At 60.1% G+C, this 17,101-nt stretch carries 16 protein-coding genes and 3 tRNA genes; 3 read left to right on the top strand and 16 right to left on the bottom strand.

Translation table 11 applies throughout. The features are described 5' to 3' along the window. The first annotated feature begins 117 nt into the window (after window positions 1-117). Window positions 118-205, top strand: a tRNA-Ser gene (locus tag AC3E6W_RS01050). Between the two features lie 106 nt (window positions 206-311). Here AC3E6W_RS01050 and AC3E6W_RS01045 read toward each other — a convergent pair. From AC3E6W_RS01045 to AC3E6W_RS01020, 6 genes are all read right to left on the bottom strand, one after another. After that, a complete protein-coding gene (locus AC3E6W_RS01045) occupies window positions 312-779 on the bottom strand; it encodes a hypothetical protein (RefSeq protein ID WP_490652118.1) in 468 nt (155 codons plus the stop codon). A 162-nt stretch (window positions 780-941) separates the two neighbouring features. After that, complete coding sequence (locus tag AC3E6W_RS01040) at window positions 942-1,430, bottom strand: hypothetical protein (protein ID WP_490652117.1); 489 nt, start codon at window positions 1,428-1,430, stop codon at window positions 942-944. Between the two features lie 654 nt (window positions 1,431-2,084). After that, window positions 2,085-2,669 (bottom strand): DUF4190 domain-containing protein, encoded by a 585-nt coding sequence (locus AC3E6W_RS01035; RefSeq protein ID WP_490652116.1) that lies wholly within the window; start codon window positions 2,667-2,669, stop codon window positions 2,085-2,087. Window positions 2,670-2,911: 242 nt separating this feature from the next. Further along, a complete protein-coding gene (locus tag AC3E6W_RS01030) occupies window positions 2,912-3,394 on the bottom strand; it encodes a hypothetical protein (protein WP_485110386.1) in 483 nt (160 codons plus the stop codon). Window positions 3,395-3,532: 138 nt separating this feature from the next. Further along, the gene (locus tag AC3E6W_RS01025; RefSeq protein WP_306539372.1) at window positions 3,533-3,967 is read right to left on the bottom strand and encodes a DUF4190 domain-containing protein; all 435 of its coding nucleotides are present in this window, start codon (window positions 3,965-3,967) and stop codon (window positions 3,533-3,535) included. Window positions 3,968-4,166: 199 nt separating this feature from the next. After that, window positions 4,167-4,514, bottom strand: a complete 348-nt coding sequence (locus AC3E6W_RS01020) for a DUF4190 domain-containing protein (protein ID WP_049345921.1) — start codon at window positions 4,512-4,514, stop codon at window positions 4,167-4,169. A gap of 300 nt (window positions 4,515-4,814) precedes the next feature. Here AC3E6W_RS01020 and AC3E6W_RS01015 point away from each other — a divergent pair. Beyond that, a tRNA-Ser gene (locus AC3E6W_RS01015) sits at window positions 4,815-4,906 on the top strand. A 62-nt stretch (window positions 4,907-4,968) separates the two neighbouring features. Here the strand turns inward: AC3E6W_RS01015 and AC3E6W_RS01010 are convergent. The 9 genes from AC3E6W_RS01010 to AC3E6W_RS00970 form a co-directional block, all read right to left on the bottom strand. Continuing rightward, complete coding sequence (locus AC3E6W_RS01010; RefSeq protein ID WP_049333435.1) at window positions 4,969-5,514, bottom strand: SixA phosphatase family protein; 546 nt, start codon at window positions 5,512-5,514, stop codon at window positions 4,969-4,971. A gap of 118 nt (window positions 5,515-5,632) precedes the next feature. Next, entirely contained in the window at window positions 5,633-6,388 is a 756-nt protein-coding gene (locus AC3E6W_RS01005) for a winged helix-turn-helix domain-containing protein (RefSeq protein ID WP_070681057.1), read from the bottom strand. A 569-nt stretch (window positions 6,389-6,957) separates the two neighbouring features. Beyond that, complete coding sequence (gene upp, locus AC3E6W_RS01000) at window positions 6,958-7,596, bottom strand: uracil phosphoribosyltransferase (protein ID WP_490652115.1); 639 nt, start codon at window positions 7,594-7,596, stop codon at window positions 6,958-6,960. 102 nt (window positions 7,597-7,698) lie between these two features. Beyond that, window positions 7,699-7,785: transfer RNA gene (locus AC3E6W_RS00995), tRNA-Ser, on the bottom strand. Window positions 7,786-7,976: 191 nt separating this feature from the next. Then, the gene (locus tag AC3E6W_RS00990; protein WP_049333429.1) at window positions 7,977-8,597 is read right to left on the bottom strand and encodes a TetR/AcrR family transcriptional regulator; all 621 of its coding nucleotides are present in this window, start codon (window positions 8,595-8,597) and stop codon (window positions 7,977-7,979) included. Window positions 8,598-8,639: 42 nt separating this feature from the next. Beyond that, window positions 8,640-11,246, bottom strand: a complete 2,607-nt coding sequence (locus tag AC3E6W_RS00985) for a YhgE/Pip domain-containing protein (RefSeq protein ID WP_490652114.1) — start codon at window positions 11,244-11,246, stop codon at window positions 8,640-8,642. A gap of 2 nt (window positions 11,247-11,248) precedes the next feature. Further along, window positions 11,249-12,151, bottom strand: coding sequence for an ABC transporter ATP-binding protein (locus AC3E6W_RS00980; RefSeq protein WP_239665907.1), 903 nt, complete (start codon window positions 12,149-12,151; stop codon window positions 11,249-11,251). A gap of 469 nt (window positions 12,152-12,620) precedes the next feature. After that, window positions 12,621-13,148 (bottom strand): nucleoside deaminase, encoded by a 528-nt coding sequence (locus AC3E6W_RS00975; RefSeq protein ID WP_490652113.1) that lies wholly within the window; start codon window positions 13,146-13,148, stop codon window positions 12,621-12,623. 37 nt (window positions 13,149-13,185) lie between these two features. Next, window positions 13,186-15,345, bottom strand: coding sequence for a RecQ family ATP-dependent DNA helicase (locus AC3E6W_RS00970; protein WP_490652112.1), 2,160 nt, complete (start codon window positions 15,343-15,345; stop codon window positions 13,186-13,188). Between the two features lie 331 nt (window positions 15,346-15,676). Between AC3E6W_RS00970 and AC3E6W_RS00965 the strand changes: the two genes are divergently transcribed. Next, window positions 15,677-16,333: a DedA family protein gene (locus AC3E6W_RS00965; protein ID WP_049333420.1), complete on the top strand. Its 657-nt coding sequence runs from the start codon at window positions 15,677-15,679 to the stop codon at window positions 16,331-16,333. Window positions 16,334-16,509: 176 nt separating this feature from the next. Here AC3E6W_RS00965 and AC3E6W_RS00960 read toward each other — a convergent pair whose 3' ends face one another. Next, on the bottom strand, window positions 16,510-17,028 hold the full coding sequence (locus AC3E6W_RS00960; protein ID WP_049333418.1) for a hypothetical protein: 519 nt from the start codon (window positions 17,026-17,028) through the stop codon (window positions 16,510-16,512). Window positions 17,029-17,101 lie beyond the last annotated feature (73 nt).

The following is a 17,101-nucleotide window of genomic DNA, read 5'->3' as shown; positions in this document are numbered from 1 at the left end:
CTCCTGAGCGGATGTGCCCTCATCGGCACTCGATTTACAGAAAGCTTATCGCATGAGATAATCTCGTAGTGCCCTGCGGCACGGCGTTGAGATAAAATGCCGGTCTCTGGAGCGCAAGGATGGTTGTCCGAGCGGCCGAAGGAGCTGGTCTTGAAAACCAGTAGGCGGTAACCCCGTCTCAAGGGTTCAAATCCCTTACCATCCGCGTTCATGCATCTCCCCCGCCTCACGGGCGGAGGGTAAAAGCCCCGTTCCTCAATTCGAGGAGCGGGGCTCTTTGCATACGCCGTTCCGAGTTACCGGGGGCGCCGTTAGTTAATACCCGACAACGCGTTCGCAATTATCATGATGAGGAAGGCAATACAGAGGAAAAAGCATATCCCCAGACCGTTAAGAACCAGACCACCGGTGGCACGAGCACCGTGCCGTCTTGCCGAGATCCCCAGGCAGAGACCCAGGATGCTCAGCAACGGTGAAAAGATAACTGCCTGCGTACCATTTTCTCCAAAACCTTGGACAATTAGCCAACCCCCTAGGAAGAAAGACAGGGGACCGAGGAAGCCAAAGAGTATGGAGAAGCTCGCCATTCCCTTACCGACCGCTTGATCTGCGGGCTCATCCGGAGAACCATCCGGAGAGTCATCCGGGGACTCGTTTGCGGATAGTAGCTGTTCGTCAGAAGCATCCGGGCTAGACTGTTCGCTGTCATCTTCCTGGTAAAGCTTGGCGTACTCGGGGTTGTAATCGAAGGCTTCATTGTTTTGAGGTAGCTGCGACATCGCATCCACAACCTTTCAATACCGGGTGTTACCTTCACCCTAGACCTTTCCATCAGAGGGAACAAGCATGTCAGGCTCCACCTGCCGAAACATACGGCATATACACAGAAAAGTCCTGCTCCTCACAATGAGGGGCAGGACTTTTCTGCATTTATCTCGAGGCTAGTTCCAGTACAGCATAAGAGCGTTCAGGATCCTCGACGGGCCTGCATCATTTAATCCGGACAAGGCGCTCAGAATCATTATGATGAGGGCGAGGATAGCAAGGACAACGACTATACCCATCGCGCTGAGAATCATGCCCCCGATGGCGTGCTTACCGTGCCGTCGTGCCACGAATGCCTGCCGGAGACCTAAGATACTCAGGAATGGTGCGACGATGACCATGAGTATACCGATTTCAATGCCATAGGCAGACCACCAAAACCCTATGAAGAAAGATAGCAGGCCGAGGGCACCGAAAAGCAGGGAGAAGTTCGCTGCTCTTTCACCGGCTTGCGCCCTCCGCACATTGGAAGGGGGCTCGCTTGCACGTAGCAGCCTGTCGTCCATATCATCAGCGTCGGACTGTACGCTGTCATCTTCCTGGTAAAGCTTGGCGTACTCGGGGTTGTAATCGAAGGCTTCGTTGTTTTGGGGTAGCTGCGACATCGCATCCATGACCTTTCAATACCGGGTGTTAAGTGCCTATCGGGTTGAGAGAGCATTTAGGCTCGACATCGAGCCGCTGTGATTAGTGGATGCCCGACAAAGCGTTCAGAATCAATATGATGAGGGCAACGAGAAGAAGGACAACGACTATACCCACCGCGCTGAGAATCATGCCCGCGGTAGCGCGCGCACCGTGCCGTCGTGCCACTCGCGCCTGCCAGATACCTAAAACACTCAGTATCAGTGAGAAGGGGATAGCGTACAGCGTCCATCGAATACCCGGGATGCACACTAAGCTGAGGATACCGAAGAGCAAGGAGAGGTTCTCGGCGCTCCTCCCGGTTTCCTGACTCGGGAACCCACTCGCGGGTTGCAGTGGGCCCCCTGCGGAACCAACGATGGGTTGCCCGTTACCATTTTGCCGGTAAAGATTGGCGTACTCGGGGTTGTAATCGAAGGATTCGTTGTTTTGGGGTAGCTGCGACATCGCATTCACAACCTTTCAATACCGGGTGTTACCTTCACCCTAGACCTTCCCATCAGAGGGAACAAGCATGTCGAGCCGATTTCACCAAACATACGGCATATACACAGCAGAGCCCCGCTCCTCACTGTGAGGAGCGGGGCTTTTTCTTTTCGAGAAGGGCAAAGTTTTTAGAGAAGTGCCAGCATCTTCGCGGCATCAACCAACTCTGAATTAGCGGCAGAATCCGAAAGAGCCAGCATGAGCGCCAGCAGAAGAGCTCCGCCGAAAAGCACCAGGAATATGCCACCAACAGCTACGTTAATCCAGTTCAAGATGCGGCCTGCCGAAGCAACGGCACCGTAGCGTTCCGCCTCGTTCGCCTTGAAAATACCGATAACACCCAGAATTAGGGAGGGCAGACCGAACAGCCACCAATTGAGAGTCGCGATACAGATCAAGCCGATAACGCCGAGCACAGTGGAGGTCTGGGCAGCCTTCTCACCAAAAAACTGCTCGGGGGTCTTCTGCAGAAAGCCGGCTGGGGCCATCATGGGCTGGTCATACTGGTAACCGTACGGGTCGTACTGATTCTGACCATATAGGTCTTGGCCGTACGGGTCATAGGGATACTGATCGTAAGAGCTCTGCCCGTACCGACCGTACGAACCCTGCTCATACTGGCCATACTGGCTGTTCTGATCGTACTGCTCGTTCAGGTGGTTGTAGTCCGGGTTGTAATCGTAGGAGTCAGAACCCCACGGATTCCGAGACATGGCGTTTCACTTTCGTGCGGCAGGTGTGTGTTAAACAATATTCACCCTAGCCTATCAACGGAACGGGGGCAACTACACCCGTCATTCTGACCCGCGCAAGACACCTCGAGCGTTAGTTCGGGATTCCGCGAATATGCGTAAAGCCCCGCGCCTCAATTCGAGAAACGGGGCTTCTACATGTTGCAGACAAAAGATGGTGGGCTCGGTTCCAGAAGTCTCGGCCAGCCGAACCGCTAACTCGGCTATCCCTTCAGGGTGAAAAGGAGCGATAGGAGGGCAATAATCGCAAAGACCGTCAGGGCGATGGGCAGGACCACGCCAATCCAGCTGAGGATGCGCCCCGCCTTTGCCGGCACACCGTGGCGTTCCGCGTCTCGCGCGGCCGAAATTCCCAGGGCGCCCAGAATAATTGATCCGAGGGTGGAGTAGGGAATCCAATACATGAGGAGAATGAGCACCACGCTGATAATGCCAAACGTCAACGAACGCTGTGCCGCTTTCTGGCCCTCCTCCAGAAAGCCGGGGGACGTGACGATATTTCCCGGGACGCTTTCCGGGTAGGCAGGAGGCGGAGTGTACGCCCCGGCAGGCTTGTAGGTAGCCGGAACATTCCGCGCTCCGCCGCCCGCGCTCTGCCCGGCATCGCGGCCCTCGTAGAGCTGGTTGTACGCGGGATTGTAGTCGAACGGGTCCGGCTCTTGAGGCTGGGGATTCTGAGACATCATAACCACGATCTTTCAGTATTTATATACGCGATAGGTATTTAGGGGGACACCCCGATATCTATGGTCTGTTTTCGGCGGCGAGGATTAGGCACCTTCATGGTGCCCGCCCGGGGCTAAGATACCGACCAACCCGGAAGTTTAATAGGGGGAATAGCTAGCAACCCTCTGGGAACCGATAATCCCCATCAGCGTGAAGACACACGTGCAGAAGAAAATGAGGAAAGCTATAAAGGCGCCTATCTGACTCATCCGACGACCCGCTACAGCCGAAACGCCCAGGCGCTCCGCTTCCTTCGCTTTAGACATACCGATATAGCCCATGATGAAAGAAGGCACGCCGGCAATAAAACCCAGGCAAACCAGGCTGACAAGACCGAGCACCAGGGAAGTCTGAGCGGCCCGCTCACCCTCAACCCGCCCGATGATCTTCTGCACGGTATCCTCGGGCAGCATCGCAGGCTGGCCGGACGAGTCCTGGACCTCTTGCGCAGACGGCTCAGCGAGCTGTTCGTTCAGCTGGTTGTATTCGGGGTCGGAGTCTTCAGGGTTTGAACCCTGCGGATTCTGAGACATGGCATCTCACCTTTGTGGTTGGTCGGCGTTGGCCCGTGTTGTTCCTAGCCTATCACCGAAGCGGCAGCTATATTCACGCTTCGGCTGCGTACACCACGCTTATCCCGGCAATGCCCCCTCAAGCATGCAAAAGCCCACGTGCGCACGGGGCGCTCGCGGGCTTCCTCAAATCATGAGGCTACTGCAGATAGCTTCAATCTTACTGCTTTACAAAAATCTTCAGAGCGACCAGCAAAATAATACTGACGACACCCAGAACAGTACCGGCAATAGCCATACCGCGGTTCTTCAGCTCGGGGTTATTCATAGCCAGGCGGCCGGTCACAATAGCTACAGCACCAAGGATGAAACCGAGGACAAAGAAGCTCACAATACCGCTCACCAGAGAGACAATCGACAGGGTCTTTGCCTTCTTCGCCTGAGCCAGCTGCTCAGGGGTCTGAACGGGCACACCGTAAGGAGCCTGCTGATTGAACTGGGGTGCCTGCTGGCTGAACTGGGGGTCCTGGTTGAACTGGGGCTGGGGGTTGTTGGGGTTTTCAGACATGATTCCTCGATTCGCTGAGTGATGGGGGCACTCCGGCACGTCCGTATCGGTCGATACGTGCACGCTCCAGAGAACTCCCGATTTATCGGTTTGGATGGAGTGTAGTGTATCGAAAATGCGTCTAAGCCTCAATGTGCACGGTCTGTATCCCACGGAGTAAATCCCCGTCGGCTCAGCCGGTTTGGGGCAAAACGCCTCGCCTACCTGAGCAACACGCCTAATTCACGCGAGGCCCCTACCGAATTGACCAAGCGCAAAACAGCCTATATTCTTATAGGGATGCGCTCACGAGCGCACCGTGGAGACGTGCCAGAGCGGCCGAATGGACTTCACTGCTAATGAAGGGTCGGGGTTAAACTCGACCGGGGGTTCAAATCCCCCCGTCTCCGCCACTGAAAGCCCCGTACCGGCTGGTACGGGGCTTTTACTATGCCCGTTTCATCGGGCGCACAACCTAGAAGCTCTTGAAGTCCACGAGGCGCGCATCCGCCCCATCCAGCAGGGCCCACTCCCCCGGCACCTCGAACACCGCGATGGAGGACGGCGGGAAGCCATAGTACACATCCATCGACGCGTTCGGATCGGAGTCGGGGCTCATCAGACGCTGCGCGGCATCCTGCACGCCGGGCAGGTGCGACACCACCATCAGCGAATGAACGTTCTCTGAAACGCCGTTAATGCGCGCAATGATGCGGGCGGCCGAAACCTCGTACAGACCCTCATCCAGATGCGCGGTCGGGGCCTTCGAACCCAGGCCGTCCGCAACCCAGGTGGTCGTCTGGCGCGTGCGCAACGCCGACGAAGACATAATCTGCTCGGGAATATAGCCGCGCGAAGCCAGCCAGGCACCCGCGGCGGCAGCCTGCTCGTGACCGCGCTTGGTCAGGGGACGGTCGAAATCGTTCAGGCCCCAATCGGCCTCCGCATGGCGCATAATAATCAGGCGCTTAGCTCCGCTACGGTGCGAGCCGGATGCAGTGTTGGAAGAATTCTCAGCCATACACCCATTTTATCCAGAGCGCGCCGATACATCCCGCGCACCCGCCACCCGGGCATGAGTAAACCCCGGCACACCGGCACGGGGCCGGCGCACCGGGGTGCACCCTAAAACTACAAGCTTAGATGGAGTACTCCGGGGCCGCCCAGACGACGACCTCGGGGTGCTCAAAGAAGCGGTAACCCTGACCGCGCACCGTACGCACGGTACCCGAGAGGCGACCCAGCTTCGAACGCAGGCGACGAATGTGAACGTCAATCGTGCGCTCGTGCGGGTGCTCGTCACCCGAGCTCCACAGGGCCTTCAGCAGTTCCTCGCGGCCAACCGTGCGGGAGCTATTCTCAACCAGGTGGGCCAGCAGCTCGAACTCCTTGAAGGTCAGCATCAGCGGCTCACCGTCCAGGAACACCTCGCGGCGAGCCAGGTCAATCAGCACACCCGAGGAGTGGCCGTTCATGCCCTCCGCCTCGCGGGAGGTATTCGCCTCCGGGTAGGTGTACACGGCGGTCGGATCACCCAGCGCGTTACGGACCACCTCAAGGTCGCTACCCTCGGCGTTCACGGGAGCCAGCGCCACGGCGGCGTAAGACTCAGATTCGGGGGCCAGGTGGTGGGCGTAGGTGCGCAGATCCTGAACGATGCGCACCAGGGAGGTACCGTTTGCGGCGGCGAGCTCTTCATTCAGACCCACGTACAGCACGAAGCCGCGAGCCTCGTTCTCCTGAGCATTCTTGTGGGGGGAGGAATCCCCCGCGGAGAATGTCATCGGACGCAACGTTGCGGCAGGTGCGGCGGGACGATGGGGCTGGACGGCCTGACGCTTCGCGGCGCGGCCTCGCTGGGAGATGTGGACGTATCCAGGTACAGCACCTGACATGGTTCAGCCTTCTCTCAAAATCTACGTAGGAATTGCCTTACCTACATGGTGGTGGGGTGCGCCGGAAGTGACGCGTGGCCCAACAGTCCCTAATACCTGTTCGAGCATCAATCCTTTCTCTTAATATTTCTCCTATTTGACGGATAAATCAAGCGGATTCGGCATCGTGGATACTTCCCGCATCCAAAAAGGAGTACAATACATCCCCACTCATCCGGGCCAGACTCGTCCCGCATCAAGCCCCGTCGCGCCCCATCTACATAAATATTCATCTAAAGCGGCATGATGACGCGGAGCACTGTATTTTCATGCCCTCAATCAAAGCTTAAGAGACCCTCAAATACCCCTCATTAACCCAACAATATCCACATGAAATGATTCTTGTCACATGTAGATTTTTTGAATCATCCCCCGCTCGACGGAGGGGGGGAATCATCGACACCACCCATCCCGCATCGTACGCACGCCCTATTAGACAAAAGCGTCCCCGCGCGGGCTATCGAAATAGCCAGCGCGGGGACGGCGCACAATTGGTCTCGCGAAACCGTCTCGCGAAGCCGAATCAAAAATTATTCAGCCAAGCCGTACAGGCGATCGCCAGCATCGCCCAGACCGGGAACGATGTAGGCCTTCTCGTTCAGGCGCTCATCGCGGGCAGCCAGGAACAGGTCCACGTTCTCCATGCCCTCAACGCCCTTCTCCAGGGCGGCGATACCCTCGGGGGCGGCAATCAGGCACACGCAGGTCACCGACTCGGCACCGCGCTTACGCAGGAACTTAATAGCCTCGATCAGGGTGCCGCCGGTGGCCAGCATCGGATCCAGCAGGTACACCTGACGGCCCGTCAAATCCTCCGGCAGACGCTCGGCATAGGTCACGATGTCCAGGGTCTCCTCGTTGCGAGCCATACCCAGGAAACCCACCTCGGCGGTCGGCACCATGCGGGTCATGCCCTCCAGCATGCCCAGACCAGCACGCAGAATCGGCACCACCAGCGGCTTCGGGTTGGCGATGCGCACACCGGTCGTGGTAGCCACCGGAGTCACCACCTCAACCTCCTCCACGCGAATCTCGCGAGTAGCCTCGTAGGCCAGGAGAGTCACCAGCTCGTCAACCAGCTGACGGAAAATCGGGGAAGGGGTGTTCTTATTGCGCAGAACACTAATCTTGTGGGCGACCAGCGGGTGGTCAAGAATCTTAATACGCATGGCATAAATTTTACTCGCACTCGCATATACATTCACAGGCGAGCCGCATAATTCGGCAAACAGAAAACCCGCCGAGCTCAGCTCGACGGGTTTTCGTTGGTGCGGTGGTGGAGGGATTTGAACCCCCGTTGGCTTTTACACCAAACATCATTTCGAGTGATGCACCTTCGGCCGCTCGGACACACCACCAACAGTGGAAAAGTGTAGCACACCCCAAGACAAAAGGGCAAGAAAAGCACAGGGATGGGATGTATCTTCTCCCACCGGGGCAAAAACGCGTGCGGCAACCGGGTGTCGCCCTTTTCACGGCCCTTTTACCGTGCCCTTTTCGACACCCGACACCGAAGTCCCGGCAACATCAACGAACCCGGCGGGTTCGTCTAATGACGGATATACCCATCTATAACCAGCATGACAGCACGCGTCGCGTCCTCAGCGTTGCGGTCAACCTGATGGACCTCGCGATCCATGGCAAGCATGTAAATCGCGCCGAACATAGAGATCGCAATCGCACGAGGATTCTGAGCGGTATCAACCGTGTAGCGGCGAGATACGGCCTCCGTCATCTCCTCCAGATACTCCAGAAGATCCTGACGGTTATCGCTCATCGTCTCGGTCCAACCCTCCGCACCCTTCCAGGCCTCCGAAAGCCACATCCGGGTAAAGCCCGGGCGGTCCTCGAGGTACTGAAACGCGGCACGAACGGCACTCCGCAACGCCTCACGCGGGTCGGACTGGGCCGACGCCGCGCGGCGCGCATCGCTCAGCAGCAACTGCGTGCCGTACTGAACCAGCTGATCCACCATAGTCTTCTTGGAACCGAAGTTGTAATACACGGTTCCCTTAGAAACACCCGCCCGAGCAGCCACCTCTTCAACAGTGGCGTACTCAAGCCCCTTCTGGGTCATGATATCCATAGCAGCGTTGAACAACTTCAACTGAGTTTTACCAGTACGGCCGGGACGACGACTTGCAGCTTCAGCGACTGGTCGCTGCAACATCAGAAGTCCTCCCTCCCTTTTTGCAGGTATACCTCTATTTTATTAGACAGTGATCTCCGGTGCGAGCTTCTTCAACGACCAGGTGCGATCACGTCGCGTGCCCAGGTAACCCAGCAGCAAGCCCGCCAGACCCCACAGGGTCAGAACCAGCATGATGCCCCACAGGCTCGACTCGTTCACGCCATACGACAGGCGACGCATACCCGTCACCGCATAACCCATCGGGAAGAAATCGTGCATCCAACGAATCGACTCGGGCAGAGTCTCGTACGGCATCGTGCCGCCGCCGGTCACCAGCTGCAGAATCAGGACCACCAGAGCCACCAGCTTGCCGGGAGCACCCAAGAACACCGTCAGACCGTGAATAAATCCGGTGAAGATCAGAGCCACAAAGCACAGGAACAACCACGCCAGCCACGGGTGAGCCATCTCAAAGCCCAGACCGAACTTAATCACCACGAACATGAGCGTCGCCTGAGCAATACCCACCAGACCGAAGGGCATCCAGCTACCGAGCATCACGCGAACCGACGGGGCGTGCGAAGCCAACGCACGGTTATTCATCACGCGTAGCGTCTGAACCAGCATCAGGCCACCAATCCACAGCGCCAGGCACATGAAGAACGGACCCATGCCCTCACCGTAGTTACGGCCCGAAGCCAGGGAATTGTGCGAGAGCGTCACAGGGTTCGACATCGTGTCGGCAACCTTCGTCTGATCCGACTCCGAAAGGTTCGGAACCTGCTTCGTGCCAGAAGCCAGGCCGCTCTGCAGGGAGGAGGTGCCATCCTTCAGCTCCGAGGCACCGCTATTCAGCTGATCCGTGCCGCTGGCCAGCTTCTCCGTACCCTCGGTGAGCTGGGACGCGCCGTCCTTCAGGTTCGACGCGCCATCGGCCACCTTCTGTTGGCCCTCGACGGCACTCTGCTCCTTCTCGGCCAGAGTGCTCGTGCCGTCCTTCAGGGTCGCGGTACCGCTCTTGAGCGAATCGGTACCCGACTTCAGGTTCTCGGTGCCCTCAGCCAGGGTTGCGGCGCCCGAAGCGAGAGAGGATGCACCCGAAGCAATCTGGGCGTTACCATCGGCCAGGGTAGCCGCGCCCGAAGCAAGCGAAGAGGCACCGCTATCAACGCGGGCCGCACCCTCAGCCAGGGAAGAGGCGCCCTTCGCCACCGAGGTGGAGGCAGCATCCAGCGCGTCCACGCCCGACACTAGGGTCTGAATCTTAGCCGCCGAGGACGAAGAACCGTCCGCGACGCAGTGGCTCGACTTCAGGGCTTGCAGCTTCGACATAGCATCTGCGGCAGTCGCACTGCGCGAGGCTAGATGAGACTCCAGAGCCTTCTGGTTCAGCGTTGCCACCTCACCCTTAAACTCATCGGAATCCACCGAAGACACCAGCTCATCAGCCTGCTGCTGGGTCATGGTGCCAGCGGCCACCATCGGCGCCAGACGCTCGCGAAGCCTCTGCGCACTCGCCGACACCACGGTATTCGACAGGTCGCGGCCGAAATCACCGCTCGGGGCGGAGGTATCCGTCTGCTGCAGGTGCTGACACATCGCGTTCAGCTGGCCCGGCAGCTCGCGGATACCCGACTCATCCAGGCCCTGACGCAGCTTGTGGGTGCCCTCAGCCAGGCTGTTCGCGCCCTGAGCCAGGGTGGCCGAGCCATCCTTCAGCGAAGAAGTACCCTGAGCCAGGGTGGCCGAGCCGTCCTTCAGCTTCGACGCGCCGTCAGAAGCCGAAGCCGCGGCAGAAGCCAGGGTCGAAGTGCCGTTCTTCAGGGTGGTCGAGCCGTCCACCAGCTTCGCGGCGCCCGAATTCAGGGTTGCGGCGCCCGAGTCCAGGGTTGCCGCACCGCTTGCCAGCTTATCCGCGCCATCGGCCAGCTGCTTCTGCGCATCCACCAGCTGGGTCGTGCCATCAGAAAGGGTGACCGTGCCGTCCTTCAGCTTGAGGGCACCGTCGTTCACCGTGGCCGAGCCGTCCTTGAGCTGAACAATCGCATCGGCCAGCTTGACCGTGCCGGTGTTCACCTTCTCTGCGCCGCTGGCCGCCTCCCCCATCTTCGAGTGAATCGTGGTGAAGCTTGCCAGCAACGCATTCGCAGTGGCATTACCCACCTTCGACGCCACCGAATCGCGCACCGATGTGCCCGCCTTCGTCACGATATTCGTCAGCACGTAGTTGTTTGCGTCATTCGTGACAATCTCAATACCGGCTGACTGGGGATCAATCGTGCCCGTATTACCGTTGGCATCCGGCTTAAACGCCGCGGCGCTCTGCAGGTTACGGGAGAAATTCTTCGGAATCACCAACGCGAAATCGTAGGTGCCCTTCTCCACGCCGTTGACGGCCTCCTCGCGGGTCGGAACCTGACGCCAATCAAACGTGCCGGCGTCCAGAAGATTCTTCTTCACGTCGGCACCGGTATTCACCTGCTGGCCAGAAGAATCCGTCGCGCCCTCATCCTCAACCACGAGGGCACCCACGATGCCGTTCACGTGGCCGTAGGCGTCCCAGTTGCCGTACAGGTACAGGGCACCGTACAGCAGGGGGATGCAGGACATCGCAATGAGCACCAGGACCGGCAAAACACCGCTGGTCAGGCGCTTAAGCTCAACAAGAGCAACACGCAGAACAGTCATTCTTACTCCTTCTCAGCGGTCTTCTGGGCGTTGGGTTTCTGGTCAGCGGGGTTCTGGTCAACGGCCCGAACGGCTTCGGTCACGCCGGACGCCGCGGGAACGGGGGTCGCCACAACGGTGGCTTCGGCCGCTACCCCGGCCGCGGGGGTGAGGGGACTCGAAGAGGTCAAGGGGATTTCCTCCACCTCACGCACCTCAATCACGTCAATCTCCGGCTCGGTCGGTTCCTCCGCCGGATCCTCGGGGGCCTCGAACTCCCCCTCTTGATCCATGTGGACGCTACCCACCACGGCACGCGCACCGTGCCAGGTATCGGAAATATGCGGGACAATCGCCACCACGGTGCGCGGACGGTCCTCATCGTTGGCCAGCTCCTCGAGGAAGGGAAGCCACATGCGCGTGTGGTTCAGGTGGCGCGACGGGGTATCGAAGACCAGCAGATCCGAGGGGCTGCTCTGTGCCAGGGCAGCCATGAGCTCGATGTTCATCTCGCCGTCCAGCTCGTCCATCCACAGGCCGTCCAAATCCTCGAGGCCGCGCTCCTTCAACCAGCGGCCCGCGCGGGAACGACCAAAAATCGGCAGATTGTAGGAGAGCATCTCAGAGACGTAGTCGTGCACGCGCATGTGCTGCTCTGGGGAGGTCACATCGGGGGAATCGATAATGTCGCTGATGCGGCGCAGCTTCTTCATTGAAATCGGCTGAGGCTCCTCATCGCCGGCGCTCCAGTAAATCTCGCCGCCCGACAGGGGCAAACGGCCGGTGAGGGCCAGGCCCAGGGAGGTACGTTCCATCTGACTGTCGGCCTGAACGATGATGACTTCGCCCCCACCTACCGAGAAAGTGGTGCGGCCAAAAAGGGCGTGGTGACGCCCCTTGGCCCAGATGTTATCAACGCGAAGCACGGCGGTCCCTTCAATCTGTACGACGGGTAGAAACGGGTAAAAGTACGAGCCCGAGGACCTCGTTCCGCGATACCTGCTGAAGGACGCGGAGGGGTTCTCAGGCTCCGATGCTTATATATCGTAGACCCGGTTAAGTGTGGTTTTGTGGGGATTTTCGGGTGAAAAAGCGTCTATTTTTGAAATTTTCGGAGTATTTTTCAAAAAATTGGGGTTTTTCGTTCAAATAAGCCACGAATCCATGACCGGTTTCACCAGGCCTCCTCCCCCGCTACAATCCCAGGGAACAGGCCCCTGTGACAGGCCCCGGGCGCGACGGGGGGGGACTGGGCCGGGAGGCAGGGCAGAGCGGCAGAATCCACTCGCCGAATTATTCGCAACAGAATACCGACGACAGGGCACAGCCGAGGGGTGCGCCGCCGAGGTACATCGCCGAGGGGCACACCACCGAGAAACGCGGGCAGGAACGCGCTCAGGAGCGACGCTCCCTGAAAAAATCCAGCATGAGCTGTGCGCACTCCTCGGCGCGCACCCCCGCATACACTTCGGGAGCCGGCGCCACCCGCCCGTCCCGCAGCACGTCGTAGCGGCTACCGGAGGCGCCCGTCTTCTCCTCCCAGGCGCCAAAAACCACCGTCGAGACGCGCGAGGCCAGAATCGTGCCGGCGCACATGAGGCAGGGCTCGACGGTCACCACGAGGGTGCATCCCTCCAGCCGCCACTGCCCCAGCCGCGCCGCCGCCTGCCGAATCGCGTTCACCTCCGCGTGGGCACTGGGGTCGTGTTCCCGCTCGCGGGTGTTGCCGGCGGAGGCGACGACGGTCCCGTGCTCATCCACGATGACGGCGCCGATGGGAATCTCGCCACGCTCACCGGCGGCTTTCCCCTCCGCCAGGGCAAGGCCCATCCACTCACGGTGGTCGGCACGCGCGGGAATGTCACTGAGCACGGTGGAAGAACCGTCAGCAACCGTCAAATTTAAATATTCCGAATATGACATATAACCTCGTCGGGGAGTAAAAGGGCGTGAAACGCGACTAGTGAGTAGCGGCCAAAGAGAAAGGATACACCGCGGCGGCCCCGGCCTCCCTCAACGCGCGAGCCACCACCGTGTTAGCCCAGCGGGAATCCACCAGATCCGAAACCAGCAGAACCGCGCAGCGGTTCTCGCGCACGTAGTCCAGCACCTCGCTCGGAACCAGGTAAGACCGCAGAACGTCGGCACAGCGGAAGGCGCTATTACCACCGAAGAAGCGGGGCTCCTCCACCAAAGAAGCCTGCCCCAAATCCATCAGGCGACCCACCGCAGCCAGCCCCCGACCCAGGGACTGCGCCAGGCGAGGACGCACCGGCGACGGCAACGTCAGCACCGCGGTCGGTCGCCCCGCGGCACCCCACTGCCACGCCGCCAGCACCTTCACGCAGGCGCGGCCCAGGTCGGTCGGCACCTCAGAGTCAACCGGCTCACCAAGCTCGTTCGTGGCGAAGAGCTCGCGCAGGCGCGTTCCGTACCCCATATCGCTCAGGCGCGCCAACGCATAACCGGGCTCGGCCTGCTCCTCCTTCGACAGGCGGCCACGCGGAGCGGAGGCACCCATCAGCTGGTCCAGGCCGGTGGGCCACATGCGGCGCGGCTCCACCGGAACCCCCACGGTAGCAAAGCTCTGACGCGCCGCCTGCTGCGCCTCCTCGGGAACCTGCGTCGAGTACCAGGGCCCGGCGCACCGGTCGCACCGACCGCAGGGCTGAGCGGAGGTATCGTCCAGCTGGCGGGCGAGGAACACCATGCGGCACCCCTCCGTCCGCTCGTACTCCAGCATGGACTCCTGCTCGCGCACGCGCGCACGCGCAACCCCCGCGTAGCGTTCGCGGTCGTAGCTCCAGGGAGCCGAGGTGCGGCACCAGCGGCTCCCCTCCTTCACGACGGCGCCCTCGACGTCCAGGACCTTGAGCAGCAGCTCCAGGGTTGAGCGGCGCAGCTGCACACGCGCCTCCAGCGCGGTGAGGCTCAGGCCCTCGGGGGTCTGCTCGAGGGCGGCCAGCACCTGCAGGGCCTTCTCCTCCTCCGGCATCGAAGAGGTCGCGAAATACTCCCAGATGGCCCGGTCCCCGCGCCCGGGTAGCAGCAGGACGTCCGCGTTGGCGGCCCCACGGCCCGCACGGCCGATCTGCTGGTAGTAACTCACCGCGGAGGAGGGCGCGCCCAGGTGCACCACGAACCCCAGGTCGGGCTTGTCGAAGCCCATGCCGAGAGCGCTGGTCGCCACGAGGGCCTTGACGCGGTTCTCCTTGAGGGCCTGCTCGGCGGCCATGCGCTCATCCGGGTCGGTCTTTCCGGTGTAGGCGAGCACGTCGTATCCGCGAGCGCGCAGGGCGGAGGCGGTATCCTCCGCCGCCGAAACGGTCAGCGCGTAGATGATACCCGAGCCGGGTAGCTCGTTCAGGTGCGCCATGAGCCAGCCCAGGCGCTGGCCCTCGTCGGGCAGTGCGAGCACGCCCAGGCGCAGGGAGGCCCGGGAGAGCGGGCCGCGCACCACGTACACCTCGGGTGCGTCCCCGGCCGCGGCGCTCAGCTGCTCGGCGATATCGCGGGTCACGCGGTCGTTTGCTGTAGCGGTCGTAGCGAGCACGGGCACGCCGGCGGGTAGAGAAGAAATCAGCGCGCCAATGCGGCGATAGTCCGGGCGGAAGTCGTGGCCCCAGTCCGAAATGCAGTGGGCCTCATCAATCACGAGCAGGCCCAGGCGAGGCATGAGAAACGGCAGCCACTGCTCGCGGAACGCCGGGTTGTTGAGCCGCTCGGGGCCAACCAGGAGCACGTCGAGCTCGTCGGCTTCGACCTGCTCGCGGATGTAGTCCCACTCGGTGACGTTCGCTGAGTTCACCATGGCGGCCCGCACCCCCGCGCGGGATGCGGCGGCCACCTGGTCGCGCATGAGCGAAAGCAGCGGGGAGATGATGAGTGCCGGCCCGGTACCCCGGGCGCGCAGGAGCAGCGAGGAGATGAAGTAGACCGCGGACTTACCCCAGCCGGTGCGTTGTACCACCAGGGTGCGGGCGCGGTCGGCCACGAGGGCGTGAATCGCCTCGTACTGGCCGTCGTGGAAGTCGGCTTCGGAGGCGCCGGTGAGGCGGCGCAACAGTTCGCGGGCCTCATCGCGCAGGGAGGTGGCGGTGTCCGGCTGCTGGGGGTTCATGGTTTTCTCCGACGGTGGGTGGTTCGCGGGCGGGCGCTCCGACGCGCTGTCTTCCCATCATGTCACACCCGGCGCATCCTGGCCTCGGAGCCGGTCATTTCTTGGGAGGGCGTGCGAGTTCCGCATCACTGCGCGCCATTTCGTTCTCGGGCCCGGAGATTTACGCCTCGCTCACCCGTGCATCCGGGCTAAACCCCGGTAGAATTGTCTCTGTGCTACACAGCCTCCGCATAGTTTTGCACTATGTTCACCATAGGCACGTTCTCTATGCTGGTGTTACTCCGCCGCCGCCAATCCGTGCGCGCGGTCCACTCACAGTTCAGGATTTTTCATGACTTTTCTTGCCGCCGCCCTCGCGCAGCTTCCGGTTGCGCTGCTAGGCCTTAACCTTGAACAGTTCCTGCTCGACACCGGCCCCTGGGTTCTGGTTGTTTCGGCGATCATTGTTTTCATTGAGTCGGGTGTGCTGTTCCCGGTTCTTCCGGGTGACTCCCTGATTTTTGCGCTGGGTATGCTGCACCAGCAGATGGGTCTGTCCCTGTGGGTTGCGTTCCCCGTGCTGGTGATTGTGGCGATGGCCGGCGCCGAGGTGGGATACCAGATTGGTGCCCGCTACGGCCGCAACATCTTCAAGGATGACGCGAAGATTCTGAGCACGAAGAACCTGCACACTACTGAGGAGTTCTTCCAGAAGCGCGGTAGTTTGGCTCTGGTTCTGGGCCGTTTCGTGCCGATTGTGCGTACCTTCGTTTCGCTGGCGGCCGGTATCTCTTCGTACGACCGTAAGAAGTTCCACCTGTGGAACACCGTCGGCGCCATTGCGTGGATTGGTGTGATTGGTCTGGCCGGTGTGCTGCTGGGCGGTATTCCGTTCGTGCACAACAACATCGAGTACATCGCCGTGATTATTGTGCTGGTTTCCGTGGTGCCGGTCTTTATCGAGTACCTGCGCGGCCGCTCGAAAGCTAAGCGCGAATCCGCTGAGTAATGCTTGAAGTCCCTCTAGGCCAATGAGCCGGGGACGAGAAAAGGTGGGGATACCGTCTGGTATCCCCACCTTTTGCGTTCTCTCAAGCTCTGTGAAGTAGCGGTACCGAAAGCTTGCTTCCCCCGGTACTACCTGACATATCAGGCCCTATTGCGCCCCTTTACACAGGTAACCCTTTAGTACGCGCCAGCCGCGTACGTGTACCGGCGCATACTGGGGGTGAACAGCAATACCGTTATTACCGTGTTACAAACAGTAGGCAGATTCACCACCACAAGAACAAAAACGAAGTGCGCCAACTCTGCACCGCTCAGCGTCTGTACATCGACAGAGTTGAAGAGTATGACGGAACCATAAATGTATAAAATACCGCCCAGCGCGCCAAAAATACTCAAAACGATGCTGACGATGCGTGCCCAATTACGCCGTAGCCAGAGGAATAACAGAGCGATAATAGTTACCGCGTCCATCAGGATGATTTTGACCAGTGCAGGGATGGTTACTTGCGTCAGCGCCTCTGAATTCATCGCGGTATGGTTCCGCTCCAAAGCGCTCACGGTAGACTGTGCCGCCCCAATCAAAATAATCAGCACAGTAAGCGCTGTCACCCAGATCAAAGCAACAGGACGACCGTTGGATCGTGGCTGGCTTTGCTGGTATTGAGGGGCTAATCCCGGAGCTCCGTACTCTGACATTATCGTTCCTTTCTATGTTCTCCATCCCGCGACGGGAGAACCGAATAGTCTGTTTGGGGGACGGCTCGCACCG

Source organism: Rothia sp. SCPM-O-B-18226 (M350), from assembly GCF_058213595.1.
The sequence above is the reverse complement of the archived record's forward strand: the minus strand, read 5'-3'. Positions and strand labels throughout refer to the sequence as shown.

Excerpts from the sequence above, each read along its gene's own strand:
- AC3E6W_RS01045 (WP_490652118.1), bottom strand. The coding sequence starts at position 779 with ATGTCGCAGCTACCTCAAAACAATGAAGCCTTCGATTACAACCCCGAG.
- AC3E6W_RS01040 (WP_490652117.1), bottom strand. The coding sequence starts at position 1,430 with ATGTCGCAGCTACCCCAAAACAACGAAGCCTTCGATTACAACCCCGAG.
- AC3E6W_RS01035 (WP_490652116.1), bottom strand. The coding sequence starts at position 2,669 with ATGTCTCGGAATCCGTGGGGTTCTGACTCCTACGATTACAACCCGGAC.
- AC3E6W_RS01030 (WP_485110386.1), bottom strand. The coding sequence starts at position 3,394 with ATGATGTCTCAGAATCCCCAGCCTCAAGAGCCGGACCCGTTCGACTAC.
- AC3E6W_RS01025 (WP_306539372.1), bottom strand. The coding sequence starts at position 3,967 with ATGTCTCAGAATCCGCAGGGTTCAAACCCTGAAGACTCCGACCCCGAA.
- AC3E6W_RS01020 (WP_049345921.1), bottom strand. The coding sequence starts at position 4,514 with ATGTCTGAAAACCCCAACAACCCCCAGCCCCAGTTCAACCAGGACCCC.
- AC3E6W_RS01010 (WP_049333435.1), bottom strand. The coding sequence starts at position 5,514 with ATGGCTGAGAATTCTTCCAACACTGCATCCGGCTCGCACCGTAGCGGA.
- AC3E6W_RS01005 (WP_070681057.1), bottom strand. The coding sequence starts at position 6,388 with ATGTCAGGTGCTGTACCTGGATACGTCCACATCTCCCAGCGAGGCCGC.
- upp (WP_490652115.1), bottom strand. The coding sequence starts at position 7,596 with ATGCGTATTAAGATTCTTGACCACCCGCTGGTCGCCCACAAGATTAGT.
- AC3E6W_RS00990 (WP_049333429.1), bottom strand. The coding sequence starts at position 8,597 with ATGTTGCAGCGACCAGTCGCTGAAGCTGCAAGTCGTCGTCCCGGCCGT.
- AC3E6W_RS00985 (WP_490652114.1), bottom strand. The coding sequence starts at position 11,246 with ATGACTGTTCTGCGTGTTGCTCTTGTTGAGCTTAAGCGCCTGACCAGC.
- AC3E6W_RS00975 (WP_490652113.1), bottom strand. The coding sequence starts at position 13,148 with ATGTCATATTCGGAATATTTAAATTTGACGGTTGCTGACGGTTCTTCC.
- AC3E6W_RS00970 (WP_490652112.1), bottom strand. The coding sequence starts at position 15,345 with ATGAACCCCCAGCAGCCGGACACCGCCACCTCCCTGCGCGATGAGGCC.
- AC3E6W_RS00965 (WP_049333420.1), top strand. The coding sequence starts at position 15,677 with ATGACTTTTCTTGCCGCCGCCCTCGCGCAGCTTCCGGTTGCGCTGCTA.
- AC3E6W_RS00960 (WP_049333418.1), bottom strand. The coding sequence starts at position 17,028 with ATGTCAGAGTACGGAGCTCCGGGATTAGCCCCTCAATACCAGCAAAGC.